25 protein-coding genes and 1 riboswitch are annotated in these 19,894 nt (G+C 65.3%); of the genes, 10 read left to right on the forward strand and 15 right to left on the reverse strand.

Going from position 1 to position 19,894, the window contains the following annotated elements; all coding sequences use genetic code 11:
* Nucleotides 1–25: 25 nt before the first annotated feature.
* From QM841_RS31190 to QM841_RS31210, 5 genes are all read right to left on the reverse strand, one after another.
* Nucleotides 26–1,219: an ATP-grasp domain-containing protein gene (locus QM841_RS31190; protein ID WP_283334954.1), complete on the reverse strand. Its 1,194-nt coding sequence runs from the start codon at nucleotides 1,217–1,219 to the stop codon at nucleotides 26–28.
* A gap of 58 nt (nucleotides 1,220–1,277) precedes the next feature.
* A complete protein-coding gene (locus QM841_RS31195) occupies nucleotides 1,278–2,297 on the reverse strand; it encodes a methyltransferase (RefSeq protein WP_280779109.1) in 1,020 nt (339 codons plus the stop codon).
* A gap of 145 nt (nucleotides 2,298–2,442) precedes the next feature.
* The gene (locus QM841_RS31200; RefSeq protein ID WP_283334955.1) at nucleotides 2,443–3,039 is read right to left on the reverse strand and encodes a hypothetical protein; all 597 of its coding nucleotides are present in this window, start codon (nucleotides 3,037–3,039) and stop codon (nucleotides 2,443–2,445) included.
* Between the two features lie 24 nt (nucleotides 3,040–3,063).
* Nucleotides 3,064–3,330, reverse strand: coding sequence for a hypothetical protein (locus QM841_RS31205; protein ID WP_283334956.1), 267 nt, complete (start codon nucleotides 3,328–3,330; stop codon nucleotides 3,064–3,066).
* A 325-nt stretch (nucleotides 3,331–3,655) separates the two neighbouring features.
* Nucleotides 3,656–4,411 (reverse strand): alpha/beta fold hydrolase, encoded by a 756-nt coding sequence (locus QM841_RS31210; RefSeq protein ID WP_283334957.1) that lies wholly within the window; start codon nucleotides 4,409–4,411, stop codon nucleotides 3,656–3,658.
* A 32-nt stretch (nucleotides 4,412–4,443) separates the two neighbouring features.
* On the opposite strand from QM841_RS31210, the gene QM841_RS31215 reads away from it, so the two are divergent.
* From QM841_RS31215 to QM841_RS31225, 3 genes are all read left to right on the forward strand, one after another.
* Nucleotides 4,444–4,758: an antibiotic biosynthesis monooxygenase family protein gene (locus QM841_RS31215; RefSeq protein WP_005262175.1), complete on the forward strand. Its 315-nt coding sequence runs from the start codon at nucleotides 4,444–4,446 to the stop codon at nucleotides 4,756–4,758.
* A 51-nt stretch (nucleotides 4,759–4,809) separates the two neighbouring features.
* Nucleotides 4,810–4,942: riboswitch (cobalamin riboswitch) on the forward strand.
* Nucleotides 4,943–4,965: 23 nt separating this feature from the next.
* Complete coding sequence (locus tag QM841_RS31220) at nucleotides 4,966–5,160, forward strand: CbtB domain-containing protein (RefSeq protein WP_005244930.1); 195 nt, start codon at nucleotides 4,966–4,968, stop codon at nucleotides 5,158–5,160.
* A complete protein-coding gene (locus QM841_RS31225) occupies nucleotides 5,151–5,945 on the forward strand; it encodes a CbtA family protein (RefSeq protein WP_283334958.1) in 795 nt (264 codons plus the stop codon). The genes QM841_RS31220 and QM841_RS31225 overlap by 10 nt, the downstream gene beginning before the upstream one ends.
* A gap of 11 nt (nucleotides 5,946–5,956) precedes the next feature.
* Here the strand turns inward: QM841_RS31225 and QM841_RS31230 are convergent, their stop codons facing one another.
* Nucleotides 5,957–6,898, reverse strand: coding sequence for a DUF5996 family protein (locus tag QM841_RS31230; protein ID WP_283334959.1), 942 nt, complete (start codon nucleotides 6,896–6,898; stop codon nucleotides 5,957–5,959).
* A gap of 142 nt (nucleotides 6,899–7,040) precedes the next feature.
* Between QM841_RS31230 and QM841_RS31235 the strand changes: the two genes are divergently transcribed.
* Nucleotides 7,041–7,496, forward strand: coding sequence for a hypothetical protein (locus QM841_RS31235; RefSeq protein WP_283334960.1), 456 nt, complete (start codon nucleotides 7,041–7,043; stop codon nucleotides 7,494–7,496).
* On the opposite strand, the gene QM841_RS31240 is transcribed toward QM841_RS31235, so the two are convergent.
* Nucleotides 7,493–8,158 carry a DsbA family oxidoreductase gene (locus QM841_RS31240; protein ID WP_283334961.1) on the reverse strand — a complete coding sequence of 222 codons (666 nt, stop codon included), beginning with the start codon at nucleotides 8,156–8,158 and terminating at the stop codon, nucleotides 7,493–7,495. The two genes, QM841_RS31235 and QM841_RS31240, sit on opposite strands and share 4 nt — an antisense overlap.
* A gap of 252 nt (nucleotides 8,159–8,410) precedes the next feature.
* Here QM841_RS31240 and QM841_RS31245 point away from each other — a divergent pair, with 252 nt between their 5' ends.
* The 5 genes from QM841_RS31245 to QM841_RS31265 are packed head-to-tail and all read left to right on the forward strand — an operon-like array spanning nucleotide 8,411 to nucleotide 10,385.
* Nucleotides 8,411–8,605, forward strand: coding sequence for a CbtB domain-containing protein (locus QM841_RS31245; RefSeq protein ID WP_005244942.1), 195 nt, complete (start codon nucleotides 8,411–8,413; stop codon nucleotides 8,603–8,605).
* A gap of 22 nt (nucleotides 8,606–8,627) precedes the next feature.
* Nucleotides 8,628–9,071 carry an SH3-like domain-containing protein gene (locus QM841_RS31250; protein ID WP_105419464.1) on the forward strand — a complete coding sequence of 148 codons (444 nt, stop codon included), beginning with the start codon at nucleotides 8,628–8,630 and terminating at the stop codon, nucleotides 9,069–9,071.
* Entirely contained in the window at nucleotides 9,068–9,367 is a 300-nt protein-coding gene (locus QM841_RS31255; RefSeq protein WP_009477495.1) for an SH3-like domain-containing protein, read from the forward strand. Before QM841_RS31250 ends, QM841_RS31255 begins: the two co-directional genes overlap by 4 nt.
* Nucleotides 9,364–10,053, forward strand: coding sequence for a thiocyanate hydrolase subunit gamma (gene scnC, locus QM841_RS31260; RefSeq protein ID WP_005244945.1), 690 nt, complete (start codon nucleotides 9,364–9,366; stop codon nucleotides 10,051–10,053). Before QM841_RS31255 ends, scnC begins: the two co-directional genes overlap by 4 nt.
* Nucleotides 10,050–10,385, forward strand: coding sequence for an SH3-like domain-containing protein (locus tag QM841_RS31265; RefSeq protein WP_009477493.1), 336 nt, complete (start codon nucleotides 10,050–10,052; stop codon nucleotides 10,383–10,385). The genes scnC and QM841_RS31265 overlap by 4 nt, the downstream gene beginning before the upstream one ends.
* Nucleotides 10,386–10,395: 10 nt before the next feature.
* On the opposite strand, the gene QM841_RS31270 is transcribed toward QM841_RS31265, so the two are convergent.
* The gene (locus tag QM841_RS31270) at nucleotides 10,396–10,833 is read right to left on the reverse strand and encodes an OsmC family protein (RefSeq protein ID WP_005244949.1); all 438 of its coding nucleotides are present in this window, start codon (nucleotides 10,831–10,833) and stop codon (nucleotides 10,396–10,398) included.
* Between the two features lie 39 nt (nucleotides 10,834–10,872).
* Nucleotides 10,873–11,823, reverse strand: coding sequence for a helix-turn-helix transcriptional regulator (locus tag QM841_RS31275; RefSeq protein WP_280779116.1), 951 nt, complete (start codon nucleotides 11,821–11,823; stop codon nucleotides 10,873–10,875).
* Between the two features lie 37 nt (nucleotides 11,824–11,860).
* Between QM841_RS31275 and QM841_RS31280 the strand changes: the two genes are divergently transcribed.
* A complete protein-coding gene (locus QM841_RS31280; RefSeq protein ID WP_420228793.1) occupies nucleotides 11,861–12,469 on the forward strand; it encodes a TIGR03086 family metal-binding protein in 609 nt (202 codons plus the stop codon).
* Nucleotides 12,470–12,537: 68 nt separating this feature from the next.
* Here QM841_RS31280 and QM841_RS31285 read toward each other — a convergent pair whose 3' ends face one another.
* The 6 genes from QM841_RS31285 to QM841_RS31310 form a co-directional block, all read right to left on the reverse strand.
* Nucleotides 12,538–15,075 (reverse strand): ATP-dependent Clp protease ATP-binding subunit, encoded by a 2,538-nt coding sequence (locus QM841_RS31285; protein WP_005244954.1) that lies wholly within the window; start codon nucleotides 15,073–15,075, stop codon nucleotides 12,538–12,540.
* Nucleotides 15,076–15,680: 605 nt separating this feature from the next.
* The gene (locus QM841_RS31290; RefSeq protein WP_271209511.1) at nucleotides 15,681–16,616 is read right to left on the reverse strand and encodes an esterase/lipase family protein; all 936 of its coding nucleotides are present in this window, start codon (nucleotides 16,614–16,616) and stop codon (nucleotides 15,681–15,683) included.
* A gap of 101 nt (nucleotides 16,617–16,717) precedes the next feature.
* Nucleotides 16,718–17,068: a histone-like nucleoid-structuring protein Lsr2 gene (locus QM841_RS31295; RefSeq protein WP_005244957.1), complete on the reverse strand. Its 351-nt coding sequence runs from the start codon at nucleotides 17,066–17,068 to the stop codon at nucleotides 16,718–16,720.
* A gap of 138 nt (nucleotides 17,069–17,206) precedes the next feature.
* Nucleotides 17,207–18,718, reverse strand: coding sequence for a lysine--tRNA ligase (gene lysS, locus QM841_RS31300; protein ID WP_283334962.1), 1,512 nt, complete (start codon nucleotides 18,716–18,718; stop codon nucleotides 17,207–17,209).
* Between the two features lie 45 nt (nucleotides 18,719–18,763).
* On the reverse strand, nucleotides 18,764–19,186 hold the full coding sequence (locus QM841_RS31305) for a rhodanese-like domain-containing protein (RefSeq protein ID WP_005244960.1): 423 nt from the start codon (nucleotides 19,184–19,186) through the stop codon (nucleotides 18,764–18,766).
* Nucleotides 19,183–19,716, reverse strand: coding sequence for a cysteine dioxygenase (locus tag QM841_RS31310; protein ID WP_283334963.1), 534 nt, complete (start codon nucleotides 19,714–19,716; stop codon nucleotides 19,183–19,185). The genes QM841_RS31305 and QM841_RS31310 overlap by 4 nt, the downstream gene beginning before the upstream one ends.
* Nucleotides 19,717–19,894: the final 178 nt, after the last annotated feature.

A 19,894-nucleotide genomic window follows, 5' to 3' on the forward strand; every position in this document is an offset into this window, starting at 1 on the left:
CCGGGCAGAACGTGAATCTGCCCGGTCAGTGCGGGAGCGCGCTCGTCTCCACCCGAATCCGATCCTGTGCCTCAGCCAACCGGCGCTCGGCGTCCACGAGATCAGTGCCGACCGCGACTATGACACCTTGACGATCCGCAGAGGACCGGAGCGGACCGAGGTGTTGCCCTGGTTCGAGAGAACACTGCAACCGGATGACCCCCTCGGCCTGACGCGCGGCTTCGATGCCCTGCACGCGTTCGATCACCACATTCTCGTAACCAAAGAATGCGACGCAGCCTGCACCGCGCCCGGGTGCTCGCGATTGCGGCGGCAGCCCGGCAAGATGACAGATCGACTCCCGGACCAGATCGCGACCCATCGCACGGTGCACCAGCTCCCAAATGAAATCGCCTCCAGGACGGGTATTGCCCTCGATGATCCGTGGCCCGGCCGAACCGATACGCACTTCGGTATGGGCCGGCCCAAAGGAATGACCGATCGAACTGAGGAAATCGGTGACGAGACCGCGGAGCTCGGCAAGGGCCGATGCCGCGAGCACGGCCGGCATCAGATGACCGGTTTCGATATACCGTGGCGGGCCGGTGGTGGTTTTTGCGGTCACCGCGATGATGTCGTGCCGGCCATCCGTGGTGAAGGATTCGACGCTGTATTCGGGGCCGTCGATGAACTCTTCGACCAGGGTCGGCCCGGGGTACTCGCCGCGAGAGCAGGCGAATGCGGATTCGACCTGGTCAAGGCTGGAGACGCGAAGAACACCGGAGCTGCCGGCACCTTCAGCCGGCTTGACGATGATCGGGCCGCCAACTGACTGAAGAAAGCTCCGTACCTCGGAGGCCGAATCGCAGCTTCGGGTCAGCACAGCTCCGAGATCACGGCCGGCCAGGTGCTCGCGCATGGCGATCTTGTCGCGGGTCAACCGGACGGCTTCCCGCGCATTGCCCTTGATGCCCAATGCCTCTTTGATCACGGCGGCCGGCATGAGGCCGTGCTCGGTGAATGACACGACGGCATCGACGGGTTCAACCTCGTGCAGCTCCTGCGCCATGCTGAGCGCCTCTGCCTGGTTGCGGTAGTCGAATACGCACAGCCGGTGGGCGCGCCTGGCCTGCCGCGCGGTGACCGATTCGGAATTCTGAAACACAGTCAGCTCGACCGGTAGATCTTCGATCATTCGGAAAGTCTCGTCATGTCCGCCGACGATCAAAATGTGAGCCATGCCGACCCAGCTCCTCGAGGTCCGCTGATTCCCGGAGGTCTCGCTCGTCCGGCCGGTCTCACTTCCGGCCCTCGATTACGCTGAAGCCGCAGGGCAGGAGCGTACTGCCGGTGAGTCCGAGGCCTGCGCGCTCGTATAGGCGCGCGTAGTCCTGAATCGTGCGCTCCCGGCCGCCCGTCATGACCAGCATGGCGACGTCCACCACATTTCCCCAGACGTATTCGCCGTCCCCGCTGATCACCCGCTCCAGGACCAGGATCCTGCCGCCGGGCGCGAGTGCGTTCGCGCAATTGGTGAGGACGCGTACCGAGTCGTCGTCGTTCATCGTGTGGAGAACGCTCTTGAGCAGGTGGACATCGCCCCCGCCAGGCACCTCTGTGAAACCGTCGCCGGGCACAATGCCACACCGCTCATCGACGCCATATTCCCGCAAGGTGTGACCGGCCCTGGCCAGCGAGAACTCCAGGTCGTAAATCGTGCCCCGCAGATGATCGTGTTTGCGCAACAGCTGGGCGGTCACGATGCCGTAGCCACCGCCGACATCGACGACGTGCCGATTGTCCGTGAAATCGATCGCTTCCGCGGTCTCGAGACCGGCGCGGACCGAGATCTCGTGCCAGCCCAGATGGAAGCGCTGGGCGGAGTCGGGGTGCTCGGCCAGGTACTCGAAGAGGGATTTGCCGAAGAACTGGCCGAATCCTGTCTGTCCCGTACGTGCGCATTGGAGCAGCTCGCTCCAGGCCAGGTACGTTTCTGCGCCGGCAAAGAGCTCCACCTCGCTTGCGATCGATTCCGGATTATCCCTGCGCAAGAATTCGGCTCGCGGGGTGAGTGCGCATCTGTCCTGCTCGTCCACGGAGAAGATCCCCGCGCTCATGAGTAGGCGGAGGATCCGCTTCAGCGCATCGGGATCAGTGCCGCTTCGTTGTGCGAGGTCGGCAAGCGCCATTGGGCCCCCCGCCAGCAGATCGGCGAGCTCCAGCTCGACGGCTACGAACAAGCAGCTGGATATGTTGTAGCCATGAACCATTTCTTTGACACAGAGACGGTCGGGCTTGTCACGGAAGTCGAAATACATGTGCGCCTTCGAATAGGTCGTGGAGTACAGCAAGTACGTGGAACTCCCGGACTCCCGGGAGTTCAACCAGCGTGAGGTTTCACCGCGTCGCGCGATAGATACCCAGGGGCTGGCAACCATCCACCCCCGCCCGCACCACGTAGGTTCAGGTGGTAATCGCAGGGTCCGATTCCGACCCCAGATTTCGCACCAGCCAACGCCTGTCGACGAGATGCATGAGGACCGGGCACACGTACCGGGGATCGTGCGGCTGCCACAGACCGCCCTCCAGCGCCGAGGCTTCGAGTACGTAGAGCGCCTCGACTCCCGGGGCGACCACCCTGGTGGCTGAACCGATTCCCCACGTCGCCGGATCTGGCAGCATCGCCCGAAACGACCGCACATGCACGCGCTCGAGATGCACCCACAGCGGATGATCCGGCGGCCCGGCGAGGGCCGCCTCAACCGCCTCACCATTCCAACCGTCAACAGTCATCTGATAGTGGTTGTCACGCACCCACTTCTGCGCGAGTACCGCCCGGAAGTCGGGATCCACGTTCGGCCATACCGACAGCAGATCCCGGTCCACATACACCGGCATCAGGAATGCCCACGCCGCATTCACCAGATCTGTATGCCCGAGGAACCGCACCAGTTCGGCCGGATCCACCGCACGAGGCTGCCGGTACGTCTGCCGCACCTCGGGCGGCAACGAGTCGATCTGCTCGTCGGTCAGCTCCGGAAGGGCGGAACAACTCGGCATCGGCCAGCGTCAGCAGCAGGTTGTTCAGGGTCTGGGGAAGCCAGACGCACGCGTCGAGAACCACCCGACAGGCAGCCACCGGTTGCCCTGCCCCTCGATCCGCGGGTCGAGGGGCAGGGTGTCAGACGCGTCGCCGGGGTCTGGGGTTTCCTCGTGCGCCATCTCCTCGAACACCTGACCGCGTCGCGCGCGCTCGTGTTGTCGAAAGGCCAGCACGTCCGCCAACTCCACCCGCTGGTGCCTGCTCGGCGACGAGTAGGAAATCTTCCCGGCCTCCAGCAACCGCACCAACGTCGGGGGGTAATGCCCAGCAGTTCCGCGGCCTCCTGCGTCGTCAACACCGTCCGATGCGGCTCCACCGTCACCACCTGCCCCCGATCCAGAGCCGTGACCGCGTCGACGAGCAGCCTCCGGACACTGTCCGGCAACGGCGCCGAACCCTCCGGAGTCGAGATCGTCACATCATCCTGACCAGCGATAACATACTTTAACGCGGTGAGAAGGTCCCATCGTCGGCGCCCGGCGGCAACACCGTGTGGTTCATCAGAGCGGCCATACCCCAACCATAAAGCGAAAAAAACGAACACACTCTCCTGCGCAGCGGACGAGGTGTCTCTCAGCCCAGCCCGTCGAGGAACTCCTCGACCACTTTCCGGTACTGCTCGGGCTGGTCGTCGTGGACGAGGTGCCCGGCCTGCTCGATGCGGACGTACTCGGCGCCGGGATGCCGCTCCGCCATGGTCCGCATCTGACCGTCGGGGGTGATCGTGAACTCCCCTTCGATCAGCAGGGCCGGAACGGTGATCGACGCCCACTGGTCCCAGAAGTGCCTGCCACCCCACTCCTCGGAGATGTCACGGAACGTGTCGACGTCCCCGTGCAGATACCAGCCGTCGGCGCGTTTCTCGAACGAGTCCAGGAAGTACTGTCCGGCAACCGGACCGAAGAACTCGAAGAGGTCCTCCCGCGTCGCGAACGGCTGTGGCCATTTCGAGATCATCGCCGCCCAGTCCGCGGCGGTCCGGCCCCGGAAGTCGGGGGCCATGTCTTCGAGCACAAGCGCCGACACCTTCGCGGGGTGTTCGGCCGCCAGGCACCACGCGTGCAGGGCGCCCATCGAATGGCCGATCACCACCCACGGCTCGGCGAAGGGCGCGAGTGCGGCGGCGAGGTCTTTCACGAACGCTTCCGTCGTCAACCGCGACGGTGCGGGCCTGCCGTGACCTGCGGCGTCGAACGTGAAGACGTGGCCGTGCTCACGCAACCACGGCACGTGCCGCCCCCAGGTCCGCGCGCTGCCCATCAGCCCGTGCAGTAGCAGAATCGGCTGTCCCGTTCCACCCTCGTCGTGCAACGCACTCTCACCTGCCACCCCTCCGACGCTAGCGGAGTAATCTCGCCCGCATGGCAGTGGTGAAGATCAACGCAATCGAAATCCCCGAGGGTGCAGGCCCCGAACTCGAGAAGCGCTTCGCAGCGCGCGCGCACGCCGTGGAGAACTCCCCCGGCTTCCTCGGATTCCAGCTTCTGCGCCCCGTCAAGGGCGAGAACCGCTACTTCGTCGTCACCCAGTGGGAGAGCGAAGAGGCATTCGCGGCGTGGCGCGACGGTCCGGCCAGAGAAGCGCACGCGGGTGAGCAGAAGAAGCCGGTGGCGTCCGGAGCTTCGCTGCTCGAGTTCGAGGTCGTTCTCGACGTCGCGGCAGCGAACAAGGGCTGAGAGACGGGGCCGAGCGGGAGGATTGACACGACGGCCCGCCGGGTGCAAAAGTTCGCAGGACAAAGCGATGGTTCGGCAGGAATCCGGTGCAATCCCGGAGCGGTCGCGCCACTGTAAATCGGAGTAGTCCTTCACGGGAGCCACCTCGACAGCCAGATACTGCGGCCATCGCCTGGACCTAGGGGACGCGAAATCCCAGGAGGAACTATGGCACTCGCCTACGCACCCGGCTCGTCGGTCGACACGACCCGTCTCGCCGTCATCTCTTTCGCGATCGTTCTGTTCGCGATGCTCGCTCTTTACCTCGTTGGTTTCGACCAGGGCGCGATTTCGCGCAGTGGCATGTACATGCATGAACTGATGCACGACGGCCGCCACCTCCTGGGTCTGCCATGCCACTGACCGATTCCCTCGCGAAACTCCTCATCCGCGGTCTGCTGGCCGGCCTGATCGCAGGCATCCTGGCCGGTGGTGTCGCGTTCGTCCTCGGTGAGTCGCACATCGATGCGGCCATCGCGATCGAAGAGTCGAACAGCGCTGCCGAAGCCGAAGTCCACTCGCACGACGCCACTCAGGCAGCCGAGCCGGCCGGGCACTCGCACGACGAGGAAGACGCACTGGTCAGCCGTGACGGACAGCGCTTCGGGCTGTTCCTCGCCACGTCCCTCGCGGGCCTGGCTCTGGGAGCGATCTTCGCCGTCGTCGCGAATTACGCACGTCGAGTGACGACGCTGTCCGGACCGCTGCTCGGTCTGACATTGGCCACATTGGGCTGGTTGGCAATCGAGGCGGTGCCGTTCTTCAAGTACCCCGCCAACCCGCCGGCTGTCGGAGACCCCGAAACGATCACTCAGCGCACCTGGCTGTGGCTCGCCGCCGTCGTCCTGGGTCTGCTCGCGGTGGTGGCCTCCGTCTTCGCGGCGAAGGCCGTCGCAGCGCAGGAATTCCTGTCGGTGCGAATCGCGGCGCCGGTTCTCGCCTTCCTCGTGGTGGTGACCATCGGCTACCTCGTGCTGCCCACCGTCAACGAAGTGGGCGACGACTTCCCCGCAGTGCTGCTGTGGCAGTTCCGGCTGTCGTCCCTCGCGACGCAGGCCACGTTGTGGCTGGTTCTCGGACTGGCATTCGCGTTCCTCACGGAGCGCGCCACCCGGGCCACGGCGCCCGCGCCGGCGAACGCCGCCTGACCCACAGGGCGTCAGCGGGATTTGTCCCATCGGGCCGGGTCCGTCTCCAGGGCGGCCCGGTCCCAGGCACCCCGCTCGGCGGCCGCGTCGTACGTGCTGTGCAGGAACTTCAGCAGTGCGGCATCGGGATCGTCTGCGGTGCGGACGGTCTCGTACGGCAGCAGGAACTGCCCGTTCTCCTTGCTGTAGAAGGCTCCGTCGGGCCCGACCGGGTAGTCGGCGAACCCGTCCGGCTCCGGGTAGGCGTACGCGTAGAACGCGCCTTCGACGCCACCGCCGGGCCAGAAACCGCAACTGCTCAGCTCGTGCGAGTAGCCCTCGACCATCACCCAGTCCCCGCAGTTCGGCGCTCCCCCAGGGTGAGTCGGTGCTGTTCGTCCGGAGAACCGCGTACAGGCCAGGTCGAGCGCACCCCAGAAGAAGTGCACGGGACTGACCTTCCCGATGAAATGGGAACGGAACTCGTGCAGGACGCGGTCGGCCTGCACAAGCTGCCGCCAGAACTGGTGCACCGACTCACCGTCGTACGAACAGTGCTGCGTGTCCTCCGCGAACGGGACGGCGGGGTCCACCTCGTTGGGCCGGGCCAGAATGGTCGTCGCCACACCCAGCTCAGCCAGCGTGTCCATCGTCTCGGCATAGAATTCGGCCACCGACTTCGGTTCGAGGGCAACCGTCCCGGTACCGCCCGTGCTGGTGCGGATCACCAGTCGATGATCGGCGAAGTCGAATTCGATGTCGAAACAGTCGGTGCCGTACGGAATCGTCGACGTCGTTAGACCGCGGGGGCTCACGTACAGCGGGACCTGCCACCAGTGGTTGATCAGCGGTGCGTGGGCCAAGCGGATCTTCCCGACGATCTGCGTCCACATGTGCAGGGTGTTCCGCGTCGACGTCCAGTCGTCCACCTTCAACGCCGGCCACGCATCTCCTGATCGTGTCTGCTCACGCACAGTGCCTCCCTGCCGACGACGTGCATTTCAATGTGCCCCTGGTGCGGGGTGATGGCAAGCGTGTCGCACCGATACCCGGGTAGGGGTGGACTCCACTCTCCGGGGTGATGTGCCGCGACGTCGCCGATACCAGCATGGGGACATGACCACTCGTACTGCACCCTCGGTCCCGCAGCCGGTCGAGCACGCGTACTGGCTGCTCGGCCTCGCCCTGTTCGCCGGCGTGGTCGAGGCCATCGCACACACGTCGACGGCATTGGAGGGCCCCGACGCCGACGTCGGCAGCCTCGCCCGACAACTCGTGGTCCGCGTCGCCGTCTACGGCGCGGTGCTGTTCGTCATGACCCGATTCCGCAGTGGCCGGGCGTGGGCGCGGAACACCCTCGCGATCGGTCTCGGCGTGTTCGGTGTCGCTTCGCTCGTGATGGAACCGATCGCCTGGATGTGGGCCGGCAACGACTCGATGTCCGCCGTCTCCGGCCTGACCCTCGACGTCGCGGTGATCGCGACCGCCCGGCTCACCCATCTCGTGGCGGTGATCGCGGCGGTGGCACTCATGTTCCGGCCCGACGCCAACCCGTACTTCACGCGCCGCTAGTTCACCGGCGCCGCGCTCGCCTGCGTCAGAAGCTGCAGGAACACGTCCTTCGGTTGCGCGCCGGACACGGCGACGCGGCGGTTGGCGACGAAGAACGGCACCGCCGACACCTGCAGGCGACGGGCGACCTCGAGGTCGGCGCGGACCGCGTCCGCACCAGCATCGGACTCGAGTTCGGCGCGCACGGTGTGGGCGTCGAGCCCGGCACGCGACCCGATGTCGACGAGCACCTCACGGTCGTCGATCACGGCCCCCTCACCGAAGTGGGCGCGGAACAGTGCCTCCACCACGGTATCTCGCTGATCTCCCGCCAAGTGGATCAACCGGTGGGCGTCGAAGGTATTGGCGGCGATCACGGTGTCGAAGTCGAGACTCAGGCCTTCGTCGGCCGCCGTGCGCGCAACGTGACCGAACATCTGACGGACCTGCTCGGCAGGCATACCCTTGCTCTCCACCAGGGCGTCGAGTTCACTGCGCCGTTCCCCCACCGGCGTCTCCGGCGACAGCTGATACGACCGCCACACCACGTTCACCCGGTCGCGCCCCTCGAACTCCGCGAGGGCCGACAGGAAACGGTGCTTGCCGATGTAGCACCAGGGGCAGGCGACGTCGGACCAGATCTCGATCTCGATGTCGCCGTCGGTGTTCTGCTGTGTCGTCACAGTTCAGTGGAACGAATCGCTGGCGCATTCTGTTCCGCCAGGTTCGACAGGTGTTTGTCTTGGTTCGCCGCGCTGCATTTCCGCACGCCGGATTCGACCGAACGGTACGGTGATGGGATCGACACGGCGGGAGTAACGTCGTATCGATCGTGCCGCTGAGCAAGGGGCGCTCGTCGCGATGCCCGGACAATCGGCGGTTCGATGATCGTAAAACCCGAAGATCGTGGAACCCGAACTCCTCCAGGAGTAGCCATGGTTTACGTCTCCTCACCGAGCAAGTCCGTCGAGTCACTCGGAATCGTGTTGATCGCCGTCGGAGTCGTCCTGCTCGCTCTGCTCACCCTCTACCTGGTCGGATTCGACCAGGGTGCGATCTCCCGAAGTGGCATGTACCTGCACGAATTGATGCACGACGGCCGCCACCTCCTGGGAGTTCCCTGTCACTAGTTCCACCACGACGGAGCACGCGATGAACTCTCCAGCAGATTTCGAAGCACAGGCGAACAGGGTCGCGGAGTACGGCCCGGTCCATCACGTCGAGATGGATTCGCCGTATTACCTGTCCAATTCCGCGTTCGACGCGTTGCGGCACGTTCTCCACGACGTCGGCGGCCAGAACGCCCTTCCCGTCAAGTACGAGGAGAAGGTCGAAGAAGACTGGGAGATGAGCACATACGTCACGTGCGAATGCCTCGGGTGGCGCGGTGTGTGGAACTCCGAGGAGCGCCGCCGCGCCGAGAACGACCTGGGCGCCACGCTCTACTTCGGGTTGCCGTACTACGCGCGGTGGATCACGGTGGCCGCCAAGACGCTCATCAACAAGGGCCTGATCACGCCCGACGAACTGTCCGCCAAAATCGACGAAGTCCGGGCCCGTTCGGGTGGCGGGAACGCGACTGGAGGCCAGTCATGACGAAGTTCGAGATCGGCGACCGGGTCACCGTCAAGGACGCGACGTCGATGTTCCACACCCGAACCCAGGCATTCATCCGCGGGCACACCGGCGTGGTCGTCGAACACCGCCCGGAGTGGGTGATTCCCGAGGACGAGGCGTGGGGACGCGTGGAAGACGGCCGGACCGAGCCGTTCTACGTCGTCCGCTTCCGGCAGACCGACCTGTGGCCCCGCTACACCGGATTCGAGATCGACACGTTGGAAACCGAGTGCTCCGAGCGCTGGCTCGAGCCGGCAGGAGAGGCGGACACATGACGCATTCGCACGACGATCACGCCCCGATCCAGGCCTCGGAGGAGGTCAGCGAGTTCGAGATCCTGGAGACCGCCATTCGGGAACTGTCCATCGAGCACGGCCTGTTCTCCCGCGAGGATCACCGCCGCTTCTCCGAATGGGCCGAATCGGTAGGGCCGTCGGGTGGTTCGAAATTGGTCGCGAAGGCGTGGGTCGACCCGGAGTTCAAGAAGCGACTGCTGGCCGACGGCACCGAAACCTGCAAGGAAGTGGGGATCGACTGGCGCGATCCGACCGGATCGGGCACGCCGAGCGACTACACGTACTTCTACGTGCTGGAGAACACCCCGAAAGTCCACAACGTCATCGTCTGCACATTGTGTTCGTGCTATCCGCGGCCCGTTCTCGGTATGTCTCCGGACTGGTACCGCACCCCCAACTATCGCCGCCGGTTGGTGCGCTGGCCCCGCGAGGTGATTGCCGAATTCGGCTTGCACTTCCCGTCGGATGTCGAAGTGCGCGTGCATGATTCGAACCAGAAATCACGATTCATGGTGATGCCGATGCGCCCGGAGGGCACCGAGGGGTGGAGTGAGGAACAACTGGCGTCGATCGTCACCCGCGACACGATGATCGGTGTCGCCGTACCGCAGGTCGATTGGACCGCCACCACACCACCCTCGGACAACGGAGGAACTGCGCGATGATGACGGACAAGGCCTACGACGTCATCCTGAACACGCTGACGCCGGAGACGACCCGCGACGACGTCACGCTACCGGACCTCGACCGCAAACCCGACCCGTGGGAATCGAGCATGCAGGCCACCGCGGAATGCCTGTCCTGGCGTGGCGCCTGGGACAATCTCGACAGGCGCCACACCGAGGACCAACTGGGCGAAACCATCTACCGCGACTTCCCCGTCCGCTCCCGGTCCGTCGTCGCCACCGCTCACGCGTTGATGGACAAGGGCGTCATCAGCCCGGACGAACTCCAGGCGAAGATGGAGGAAGTGCGGGCACGGTTCAACCGTCAGTAGCCGGCTGCACTCAGGACTCGAGTGCCGCGTCCAGCGTGATCTCGACTCCGGTGAGCGCCTTGCTCACGGGGCACGACTCCTTGGCGGCCTGAGCTGCCTTCGCGAACCCGTCGGCGTCGAGACCGTCCACCTCGCCGCGGACCGTCAGCTTGATGCCGGTGAGCTTGAACCCCGGGTTGTCCGGTCCGAGTGAGACATCCGCCTTCACCTCGAGGCTCTGCGGGGTGCCGCCTGCCTCCGCGATGAGCGCGGACAGCTGCATCGCATAGCAGGAGGAATGCGCCGCGGCGATCAGCTCCTCCGGGCTGGTGGTTCCACCAGCCTCTTCGGCCGCCCGCTTCGGGAACGAGACGTCGAAGGTCGCGACACCGGAACTGGTGAGTTCCACCTGGCCGCTTCCCTGTTCGAGCGATCCGTTCCAAGCGGTCCGTGCGGTACGTGTCGGCATGCCACATCCTCTCGTGGTTCTTCGGTTTACGTGTCGAACCTACTCGTACCGGGCGGCCATCCGCAGCGCGCGGGAACGCAGGGCCGCCCGCAGAGCGTCCGGTGCCAGCACTTCCGCGTCCTCACCGAACGCCCACAGAACCCCGCGTGCGTGGGAGTCGTCGCCGAACACCACTTCCAGGCGCACCCGGTCGTCGTCGACCGACTGCTCGGAGCGGACGGCGTAGGCACGCTCCACCAGGTCGTCGCGTCGCTCACGGCGCACGAGAACGTCGGCGACCACCGGCGTCCCGCGCGCCCGGAACTCAGAACGGCGACGCTCCCAGATCGCGGCGAGGTCGATGTCGGCCGATCGCTGCGCCGGCTCGTCGAGTTCGCGGACGTCCTCGATGCGCTCGAGCCGGTACGTCCGATCGCGGCCGGCGTCCGTCGCCACCAGATACCACCGTCCCGCCGCATGGATGAGCCCCTGTGGGTCGATGACGCGCCACACCGCATCGTTGCCCCGCGACGGGTACAGGATGCTCAGCCGCCGGCCCACGAACACCGCCTGCTGGATCAGCCCGAGATGATCGTCCACCGGTTCCGGATCGGTCAGCCACGATCCCTGGGTGACGAACACCCGCTCCGCCACCTTGGTCGCCGCCGCCCGGTGCGCGTCCGGCATCGCCGCCACCACCTTGCGCATCGCCGACGCGAACGCCGGCGCCATGCCCAGCGATTCCGACGTCATCGCCGACCCTGCCGCCAGCAGAGCCTTGGCCTCGTCGACGGTCAGGCCCGTGAGGTCGGTGGTGAAGCCCGGCAGCAACTCGAAGCCGCCGTCACGACCGCGTTCGGCATACACCGGTATCCCCGCCGTCGACAGTGCGTCGATGTCCCGCAGCACGGTGCGCGGGGACACCTCGAGTTCGCGGGCCAGCGCCGACGCCGACATACGCCCGCGGTTACGAAGCAGGAGGACGAGCGAGAGCAGGCGGTCGGCGCGCATGCGGAAAGTCTGGCAGAAATACATGACAGGAGATGTCATGTTTCACGGCGATAGTTGCCTCATGACACACAACACGACCGACCCCCGGCCCCTGTACCGCGAAGCCCTCTCCTGGACCACCGCCCTCATCGAGAAGGTCCGCGACGACCAGCTGACGGCATCCACTCCTTGCGCCGACTTCGACGTCCGCACCCTGCTCGGCCACCTCGTCGCCACCGTGGAGCGTGCCCGCGTGATCGGTGAGGGCGGCGACCCGGGCACCGTTCCGCTCGTCGTCACCGACACCCCCGACGATGGCTACGCACACGCCTACCGCTCCGCCGCGGACCGCATGTGGCCCGTCTGGACCGACGACAGCCGGCTCGACGCGACGGTGACCGCGCCGTGGGGCACCGTCCCCGGCCGCGCCGCGATCTGGGGCTACATCAACGAGACCCTCGTGCACGGGTGGGACCTGGCCGTCGCCACCGGCCAACCCTCCGAAACCCGCCCGGAAATCGCCGAGGCCATGCTCGCCGTCGCACGGCACGCGATCCCGGCGGAGACGCGCGGCGGCCACGTGCCGTTCGCGGACGTAGTCGAACCGCACCCCACCGCCGGACCCACCGAGCGCCTCGCCAACTGGTCGGGACGCAAAAGCATCTGACCCGCACACACGAACGGGCCGCCGGTGGAAAACCACCGGCGGCCCGTTGTCGTTCGGTTACTGCCTGTCTACTCCGAGTCGGCTGCGCCGGACTTCGCCAGGTCGACCGGAACCTCGTCGGGCACCGTGACCGGCTTCGTCTCGCCACGGAACGTGAACTTCGCGTCCTCGCCCGCGCCTTCGCCGTCCCAGTTCTCGACGTCGACGTACACGATCTGACCGGGGCCGACCTCGCCGAAGAGGATCTTCTCCGACAGCTGGTCCTCGATCTCGCGCTGGATGGTGCGACGCAGCGGCCGCGCACCCAGGACCGGATCGAAGCCACGCTTGGCCAGCAGCGACTTGGCCTTGTCGGTGACCTCCATCGTCATGTCCTTGTTCTTCAAGGCCACCTCGACGCGTGCCACCATCAGGTCCACCATCTGAACGATCTGCTCGGTGGTGAGCTGGTGGAACACGACGATGTCGTCGATGCGGTTGAGGAACTCGGGACGGAAGTGCTTCTTCAGCTCGTCGTGCACCTTGAGCTTCATCCGCTCGTAGTTCGACTCGTCGCCCTTACCGGACGTGAAGCCGAGACCCACAGCCTTGGAGATGTCCGAGGTACCGAGGTTCGAGGTGAAGATGAGCACCGTGTTCTTGAAGTCCACGGTCCGGCCCTGACCGTCGGTGAGACGGCCGTCTTCCAGCACCTGCAGGAGGGTGTTGTAGATCTCCTGGTGTGCCTTCTCGATCTCGTCGAACAGCACCACGCTGAACGGCTTGCGGCGCACCTTCTCGGTGAGCTGGCCGCCCTCTTCGTAGCCGACGTAGCCGGGAGGGGCACCGAACAGCCGCGACGCGGTGAAGCGGTCGTGGAACTCACCCATGTCGATCTGGATGAGAGCGTCGTCCTCACCGAACAGGAAGTTGGCGAGCGACTTGGCCAGCTCGGTCTTACCGACACCGGACGGGCCGGCGAAGATGAACGAACCGGACGGACGCTTCGGGTCCTTCAGGCCGGCACGGGTACGACGGATGGCCTTGGCGACAGCCTTGACCGCGTCTTCCTGACCGATGATCCGCTTGTGCAGCTCCTCCTCCATGCGGAGCAGACGCGTGGTCTCCTCCTCGGTGAGCTTGAACACGGGGATGCCGGTCCAGTTACCCAGGACCTCGGCGATCTGCTCGTCGTCGACCTCGGCGATGACGTCCAGGTCACCGGAACGCCACTGCTTCTCCCGCTCCGCACGCTGAGCGACGAGGGTCTTCTCCTTGTCGCGCAGGTTCGCGGCCTTCTCGAAGTCCTGCGCGTCGATCGCGGACTCCTTCTCGCGGCGGGCGTCGGCGATCTTGTCGTCGAACTCCCGGAGGTCCGGCGGTGCGGTCATCCGGCGGATGCGCATCCGGGCTCCGGCCTCGTCGATGAGGTCGATGGCCTTGTCCGGCAGGAAGCGGTCGTTGATGTAGCGATCGGCCAGGGTGGCCGCGGCGACGAGTGCACCGTCCGTGATGGACACGCGGTGGTGCGCCTCGTAACGGTCGCGAAGACCCTTGAGGATCTCGATGGTGTGTTCCACCGTCGGCTCGCCGACCTGCACCGGCTGGAAGCGGCGCTCGAGTGCGGCGTCCTTCTCGATGTACTTGCGGTACTCGTCGAGGGTGGTGGCACCGATGGTCTGCAGCTCACCGCGGGCGAGCTTCGGCTTGAGGATCGAGGCCGCGTCGATGGCGCCCTCGGCCGCGCCTGCACCCACGAGGGTGTGCAGCTCGTCGATGAACAGGATGATGTCGCCGCGGGTGTTGATCTCCTTGAGGACCTTCTTCAGGCGCTCTTCGAAGTCACCGCGGTAGCGGCTGCCTGCCACGAGCGACCCGAGGTCGAGCGTGTACAGCTGCTTGTCCTTGAGCGTCTCGGGGACCTCGCCGTTGACGATGGCCTGAGCGAGACCCTCGACGACGGCGGTCTTACCGACACCGGGCTCGCCGATCAGCACCGGGTTGTTCTTGGTACGGCGCGACAGCACCTGCATGACGCGCTCGATTTCCTTCGAGCGGCCGATGACGGGGTCGAGCTTGCCTTCGAGGGCGGCCTGGGTGAGGTTGCGACCGAACTGGTCGAGCACCAGCGACGTGGACGGAGTGCCCGCCTCGCCGCGAGTGCCGCCGGCCTCGGCCGGCTCCTTGCCCTGGTAGCCGGAGAGCAGCTGGATGACCTGCTGACGCACCCGGTTGAGGTCGGCACCGAGCTTGACCAGCACCTGCGCTGCGACGCCTTCACCCTCGCGGATGAGGCCGAGCAGGATGTGCTCCGTGCCGATGTAGTTGTGTCCGAGCTGCAGTGCCTCGCGCAGGCTGAGCTCCAGGACTTTTTTGGCACGCGGGGTGAAGGGGATGTGGCCGGACGGGGCCTGCTGGCCCTGGCCGATGATCTCCTCGACCTGGCTGCGCACTCCTTCGAGGGAGATGCCCAACGACTCCAGCGACTTGGCAGCGACACCTTCGCCCTCATGAATGAGGCCGAGCAGGATGTGCTCCGTACCGATGTAGTTGTGGTTGAGCATCCTGGCTTCTTCTTGAGCCAGGACAACAACGCGCCGTGCGCGATCGGTGAACCTCTCGAACATCGCTCTCCCTCACACTTTCCGACGTGCAGTCACGAGACCGGGTGTCTCGTCCCTGTTCGCCGCGTTTCGCTCCGGCACTACAAGCAGATCGCCAGCGCCTGCTCGGAGGGCAGAAGCCCCGAACCGACGAAGGTTCCACGACCCCAGCTATTACTCTAGTTGGCTGCCGATCGACCTGCTGCCCCTCCACCCCTTTAGGTGGAAGAGCAGGCCTGCTTACCCGTATTTAACGCCCCAGCTCCGGCAATCGTTTCCCCTTCGCTGTACGCCTGGAGCGAACAGGTTCCGCGATGCCGATGTGGACCACCATTTCGTAGCCACCGGGACTGGCTCGAATGGACACTTCTTTCCAGTTGTTCACCATCCAGACGTTCCTGGACGGGACCCTGCGGGCACGTCGTGACCGCGGTGTCGCAGAAATGCGACAACCTCTTGCCCGCGTAGTTCGCGACCCGTTCCCCGAAGGAAGCGAGACCTGCGTGTCCGGACAGGGTATGTCGATGAGCTGTGAGTTCGCCACCCATACCTTTCCGCCGGCGTCGGCGGCGATACCCAGCGGGTTGCTCAGGACTCCCCCCGGTAACCGGCGACGAGGCGAGAAAGGGCTACCCCGCGACGGGGGCGACGAAACGGCACGGCACGTCTCGCGGGTGGGCGGGATCGAGCGCGTTGAGCACGAATCCGGCAGCCCGTGCCGAACCGGCGACGGCGACGTGGTCGGAGTAGTCCTGCTCGCAACCGTCCTGGACGACGATGTTCGTGGTGTTCGGGCCCGGCTCGATGCCGCTCGTGTACGGGACGACCAGTTCGTCGTAGCGGGTGGCGATGTTCGTGTACTCGATGCCGGGAACGTAGACCCCGTCCGCCCGCATGCGGTCGATGAACGCGGACCCCTGGAACATCTCGGGACAGGCCCCACAGACGGGGAAACCTGCCGCCACCTCGTCGTCGATACCGAGCGCCCGCATGGACCGCCCGACGCTGATCTGATCGGTGCCGTACGTGCCATGCCACGGCGGTGCCAGTGACACGATCTTCGAGACCTTGTCTGCGCCGCCGAAGAACTTCACGTAGTTGTTCGCCTGCAGGGTGCCCTGGGAATGTCCGACGAGATCGACTTTCGAGGCCCCCGTGCTCGACAGCACCTGATCGACGAACGTGGCGATCTGAGCGGTGCCGGTGTCGATGGGAGTCATCCCGCCGATAGCATCGAGCGGCCACGGCAGTTCGGGGAAGTTACCGTAGGTGAGGGAATACACGCAGTAGCCCTCGTTGGCGAGGAGCGGTGCGTACACCGCCCAGTTGGTCTGGCGTGCGCCTCCCGTGCCGTGGACGAGGACCACCGGTTCGGGATGCGCGTCACTCGGCACGCAGGACCAGTCGTTCGAACCCGGGGCCGAACCGCCCGGATTTCCCAATTCGAGGGGCACTCCGGCGAGGAAGGAATCCGGCACCGGATAGGTCGGCGCTGCGGACGCCACCCCGGACCACATCACGAACGCCAGGAACAGAATCCCTGAAACGGTCACGCAGCGCCGCACAGCTACCCCCCCGAACTTCCCGATTAACGGATCAGTGCGGGACGGTAACAGTCCAGGTCACGTCGCGGAGCGAATCAGCGAATTCTGTCCCCAGCTAACTTTCAGTTCGCCTTGTTGTAGGCGTCGATAATTTCCGCGGAGATACGTCCGCGCGCAGAAACCTTTTTGTTGTTCTTGCGCGCCCATTCCCGGATAGCGGCGCTCTGTTCCCGATCGACCGAAACTCGGGACTTGGTGGCGGCCGGAGCCGCCACGGCCTTGCCGCGCTTGCGCGAGCTCACCTTGCGCGCGTGGGAAACCCACACGTCGAGCTGCTCGCGCAATTTCGCCGCATTCTCCGAGGAAAGGTCGATCTCGTACTGAACACCGTCGAGTCCGAACTCGACCGTCTCGTCGGCAGACGCCTCTTGATCGACATCGTCGATCAGGGTGACAGTGACCTTCTTAGCCATGGGATGAAATTCCTCTCGAATGAAGCGACGTCTCATCGTCAACGTGAGCTACGACCCGGAGGTAACCATACCCCTGTTCTTCCGATTCGGAATACGAGGAATGGATCGAATTTATCCGCGCGAATTCACCCTGGTGAATCAGCGAGAAGAAGGCCGAACAATGGGAAAGAGGATTGTTTCGCGGATTCCCAATCCCGTCAAAGCCATCAGCAGACGGTCGATTCCCATTCCGGTACCGGTGGTCGGCGGCATTCCCTGCTCCATTGCGGCGAGGAATTCTTCGTCGAGAGCCATCGCCTCGTCGTCACCGGCCGACGCGAGACGCGCCTGATCGACGAACCGCTCACGCTGGATGACCGGATCGACCAATTCCGAATAGCCCGTAGCCAACTCGAAGCCGCGGATGTAGAGGTCCCACTTCTCGGTCACCCCGGCCTTGCTGCGGTGGTCACGAGTCAGCGGTGACGTCTCGACCGGGAAATCACGGACGAACGTCGGCTCGAACAACTGGTCGCCGCACTGGTGCTCCCACAGTTCCTCGACGAGCTTCCCGTGCCCGTAACCCTTGTCCTTGGGGACCTCCAGGCCCACCTTCTCGGCGAGCGCCAGTAATTCCTCGACGGTGGTATCCGGAGTGACCTCGACACCGATCGCCTGCGACAGCGACGGGTACATCTCGAGGGTCTTCCATTCACCACTGAGGTCGTATTCGGTGCCGTCGGCGAGAGTGACGACCTGCGAACCGAAAGCGGCCTGCGCCACTTCCTGGACGAGTTCGCGGATCATCACGGCGGAATCGTCGTACGTGCCGTACGCCTCATATGTCTCGAGCATCGCGAATTCCGGCGAGTGCGTCGAATCGACACCCTCGTTGCGGAAATTCCGGTTGATCTCGAAGACCTTCTCGATACCGCCGACGACGCACCGCTTCAGGAACAGTTCGGGCGCGATACGGAGATAGAGGTCGATATCGAGGGCATTGGAATGAGTGATGAACGGGCGGGCCGCGGCGCCACCCGCCACCGTCTGCAGCATCGGCGTCTCGACCTCGAGGAACCCGCGACGCTCGAGCGCGTTCCGGAGCTCACGGACGACAGCCACCCGCTTACGCGCGTTCTCCCGTGCCTCGGAGCGCACGATCAGATCGGCGTAGCGCTGCCGGACCCGCGACTCCTCGTTCATCTCCTTGTGCGCAACGGGCAGGGGCCGGAGCGACTTGGACGCGATCTGCCACGAATCGGCCATCACACTCAGCTCACCACGGCGGGAACTGATCACCTCGCCGTGCACGAACACGAAGTCACCGAGGTCGACATCGGCCTTCCACAACGCGAGAGCATCCTCGCCGACAGCGGCGAGACTGATCATCGCCTGCAGCTGGGTGCCGTCGCCTTCCTGCAGCGTCGCGAAGCACAACTTGCCCGTGTTGCGCACGAAGATCACCCGGCCGACGACACCGACCTGGTCACCGGTGGCCGTGTCGGGCTCGAGTTCCGGGTACTTGGCCCGGATCTCCGCCAGCGAGTGGGTGCGCGCCACCGACACCGGGTACGCCTCACGTCCCTCCGCGAGGATGCGCTCACGCTTCTCCTGGCGGATGCGAAGCTGCTCGGGGGTATCGTCGACTGGCTGGGCTGCTACTTCACTCACGGGTCACCAGCCTAATCGACGCCCGCGCGTGCCCCTATTCAGAGGTCAGTGAGCCGAGACGGTGGCCAGCTCCCGCACGCAGTGCTGCGTGGCGATGAGCGAGCCCAGCAAACCCGCAGCCTTGATCGCCTTGTACCCGCCGACGAGATCGGTCGCCTTGTGCAGACCCAGCTGCTGCAGCGCCGCCGCGGCGAGGCTCGACGTGTAGCCCTCGGAGCAGACGATGATCCACTCGACGTCGTGGTCCACCGCGAGCGCCAGGTGCGCCGAGCTGGTGGGATCGCAACGCCACTCGAGGACGTTGCGTTCGATGGCGAGTGCGCCGGGCAGCGTTCCCTCGATCGCCCGCTGCGCCTGCGGGCGGATGTCCACGACGATCGCGCCACGCGCCACGGCCTCGGGCAGCTCGAATGCGTACATGCGGTCGATCTGGGTGCGGGCCTCTTCGAGCATCTGGTCGATGTTCACTTCGAACCACCCTCGGGGAGATCGGTGAGCTCGGTCCGGGTACGGCGCAGAGTGCCGTGGTCGGTGACCTCGTAATAGGACATGGCCGATAGTGGCGGTGAGTAGGCGTGCACGCTCAGCGTCGGCGTCACCACCTCCGCCCCGGGTGCGTCCGGCGCCCGCACGACGTCGTGGACCCAGCCGAGCGGGAACGAAGCCTGATCGCCGGCGTCGAGAGTGCGGTGACGCAGTCGGTCACCCGCCCAACGGAACTCGGACAGCGTGCCGCTGAGAACCGTGAGCGCGCCGAAAGAGCCTGCGTGGTCGTGCAATTCGGTGTTCCGGTCGGGAACCCAGCTGATCAGCCAGACGTCGACGTCGTCGTCCGAGTAGAGCCGGGTCGACCAGCGCTCGTCGGTGGGCCAGCTCTGCGGGAGCAGGACGTCGTGGCGGCCGTCGAGTACCTCGGATGCACCCTGATCGGTGATGCGCAGCAGGTCAGCCGGGCGAAGACGGGTGGGTACAGATGCAGAAGAATACGTTGCGAGCACGAGAGAGACTCCCAGAAGTGTGAATTGGTCAAGGCAGCGTTCAGCCTCGACAACACTCCTGAGCACTCGTGCAGAGATTCACGGGGACCATTCTGACATAACTTCCGCGAAGAGGGAACCCGTCGCGTTGACTCATCCAAAATGCCCGCGTAAGCCCCTTCGTTGCCTCACGTGAGAA

Origin of the sequence: Rhodococcus sp. IEGM 1307, assembly GCF_030056915.1 — a bacterium.
GTDB classification, from domain to species: domain Bacteria; phylum Actinomycetota; class Actinomycetes; order Mycobacteriales; family Mycobacteriaceae; genus Rhodococcus_F; species Rhodococcus_F opacus_D.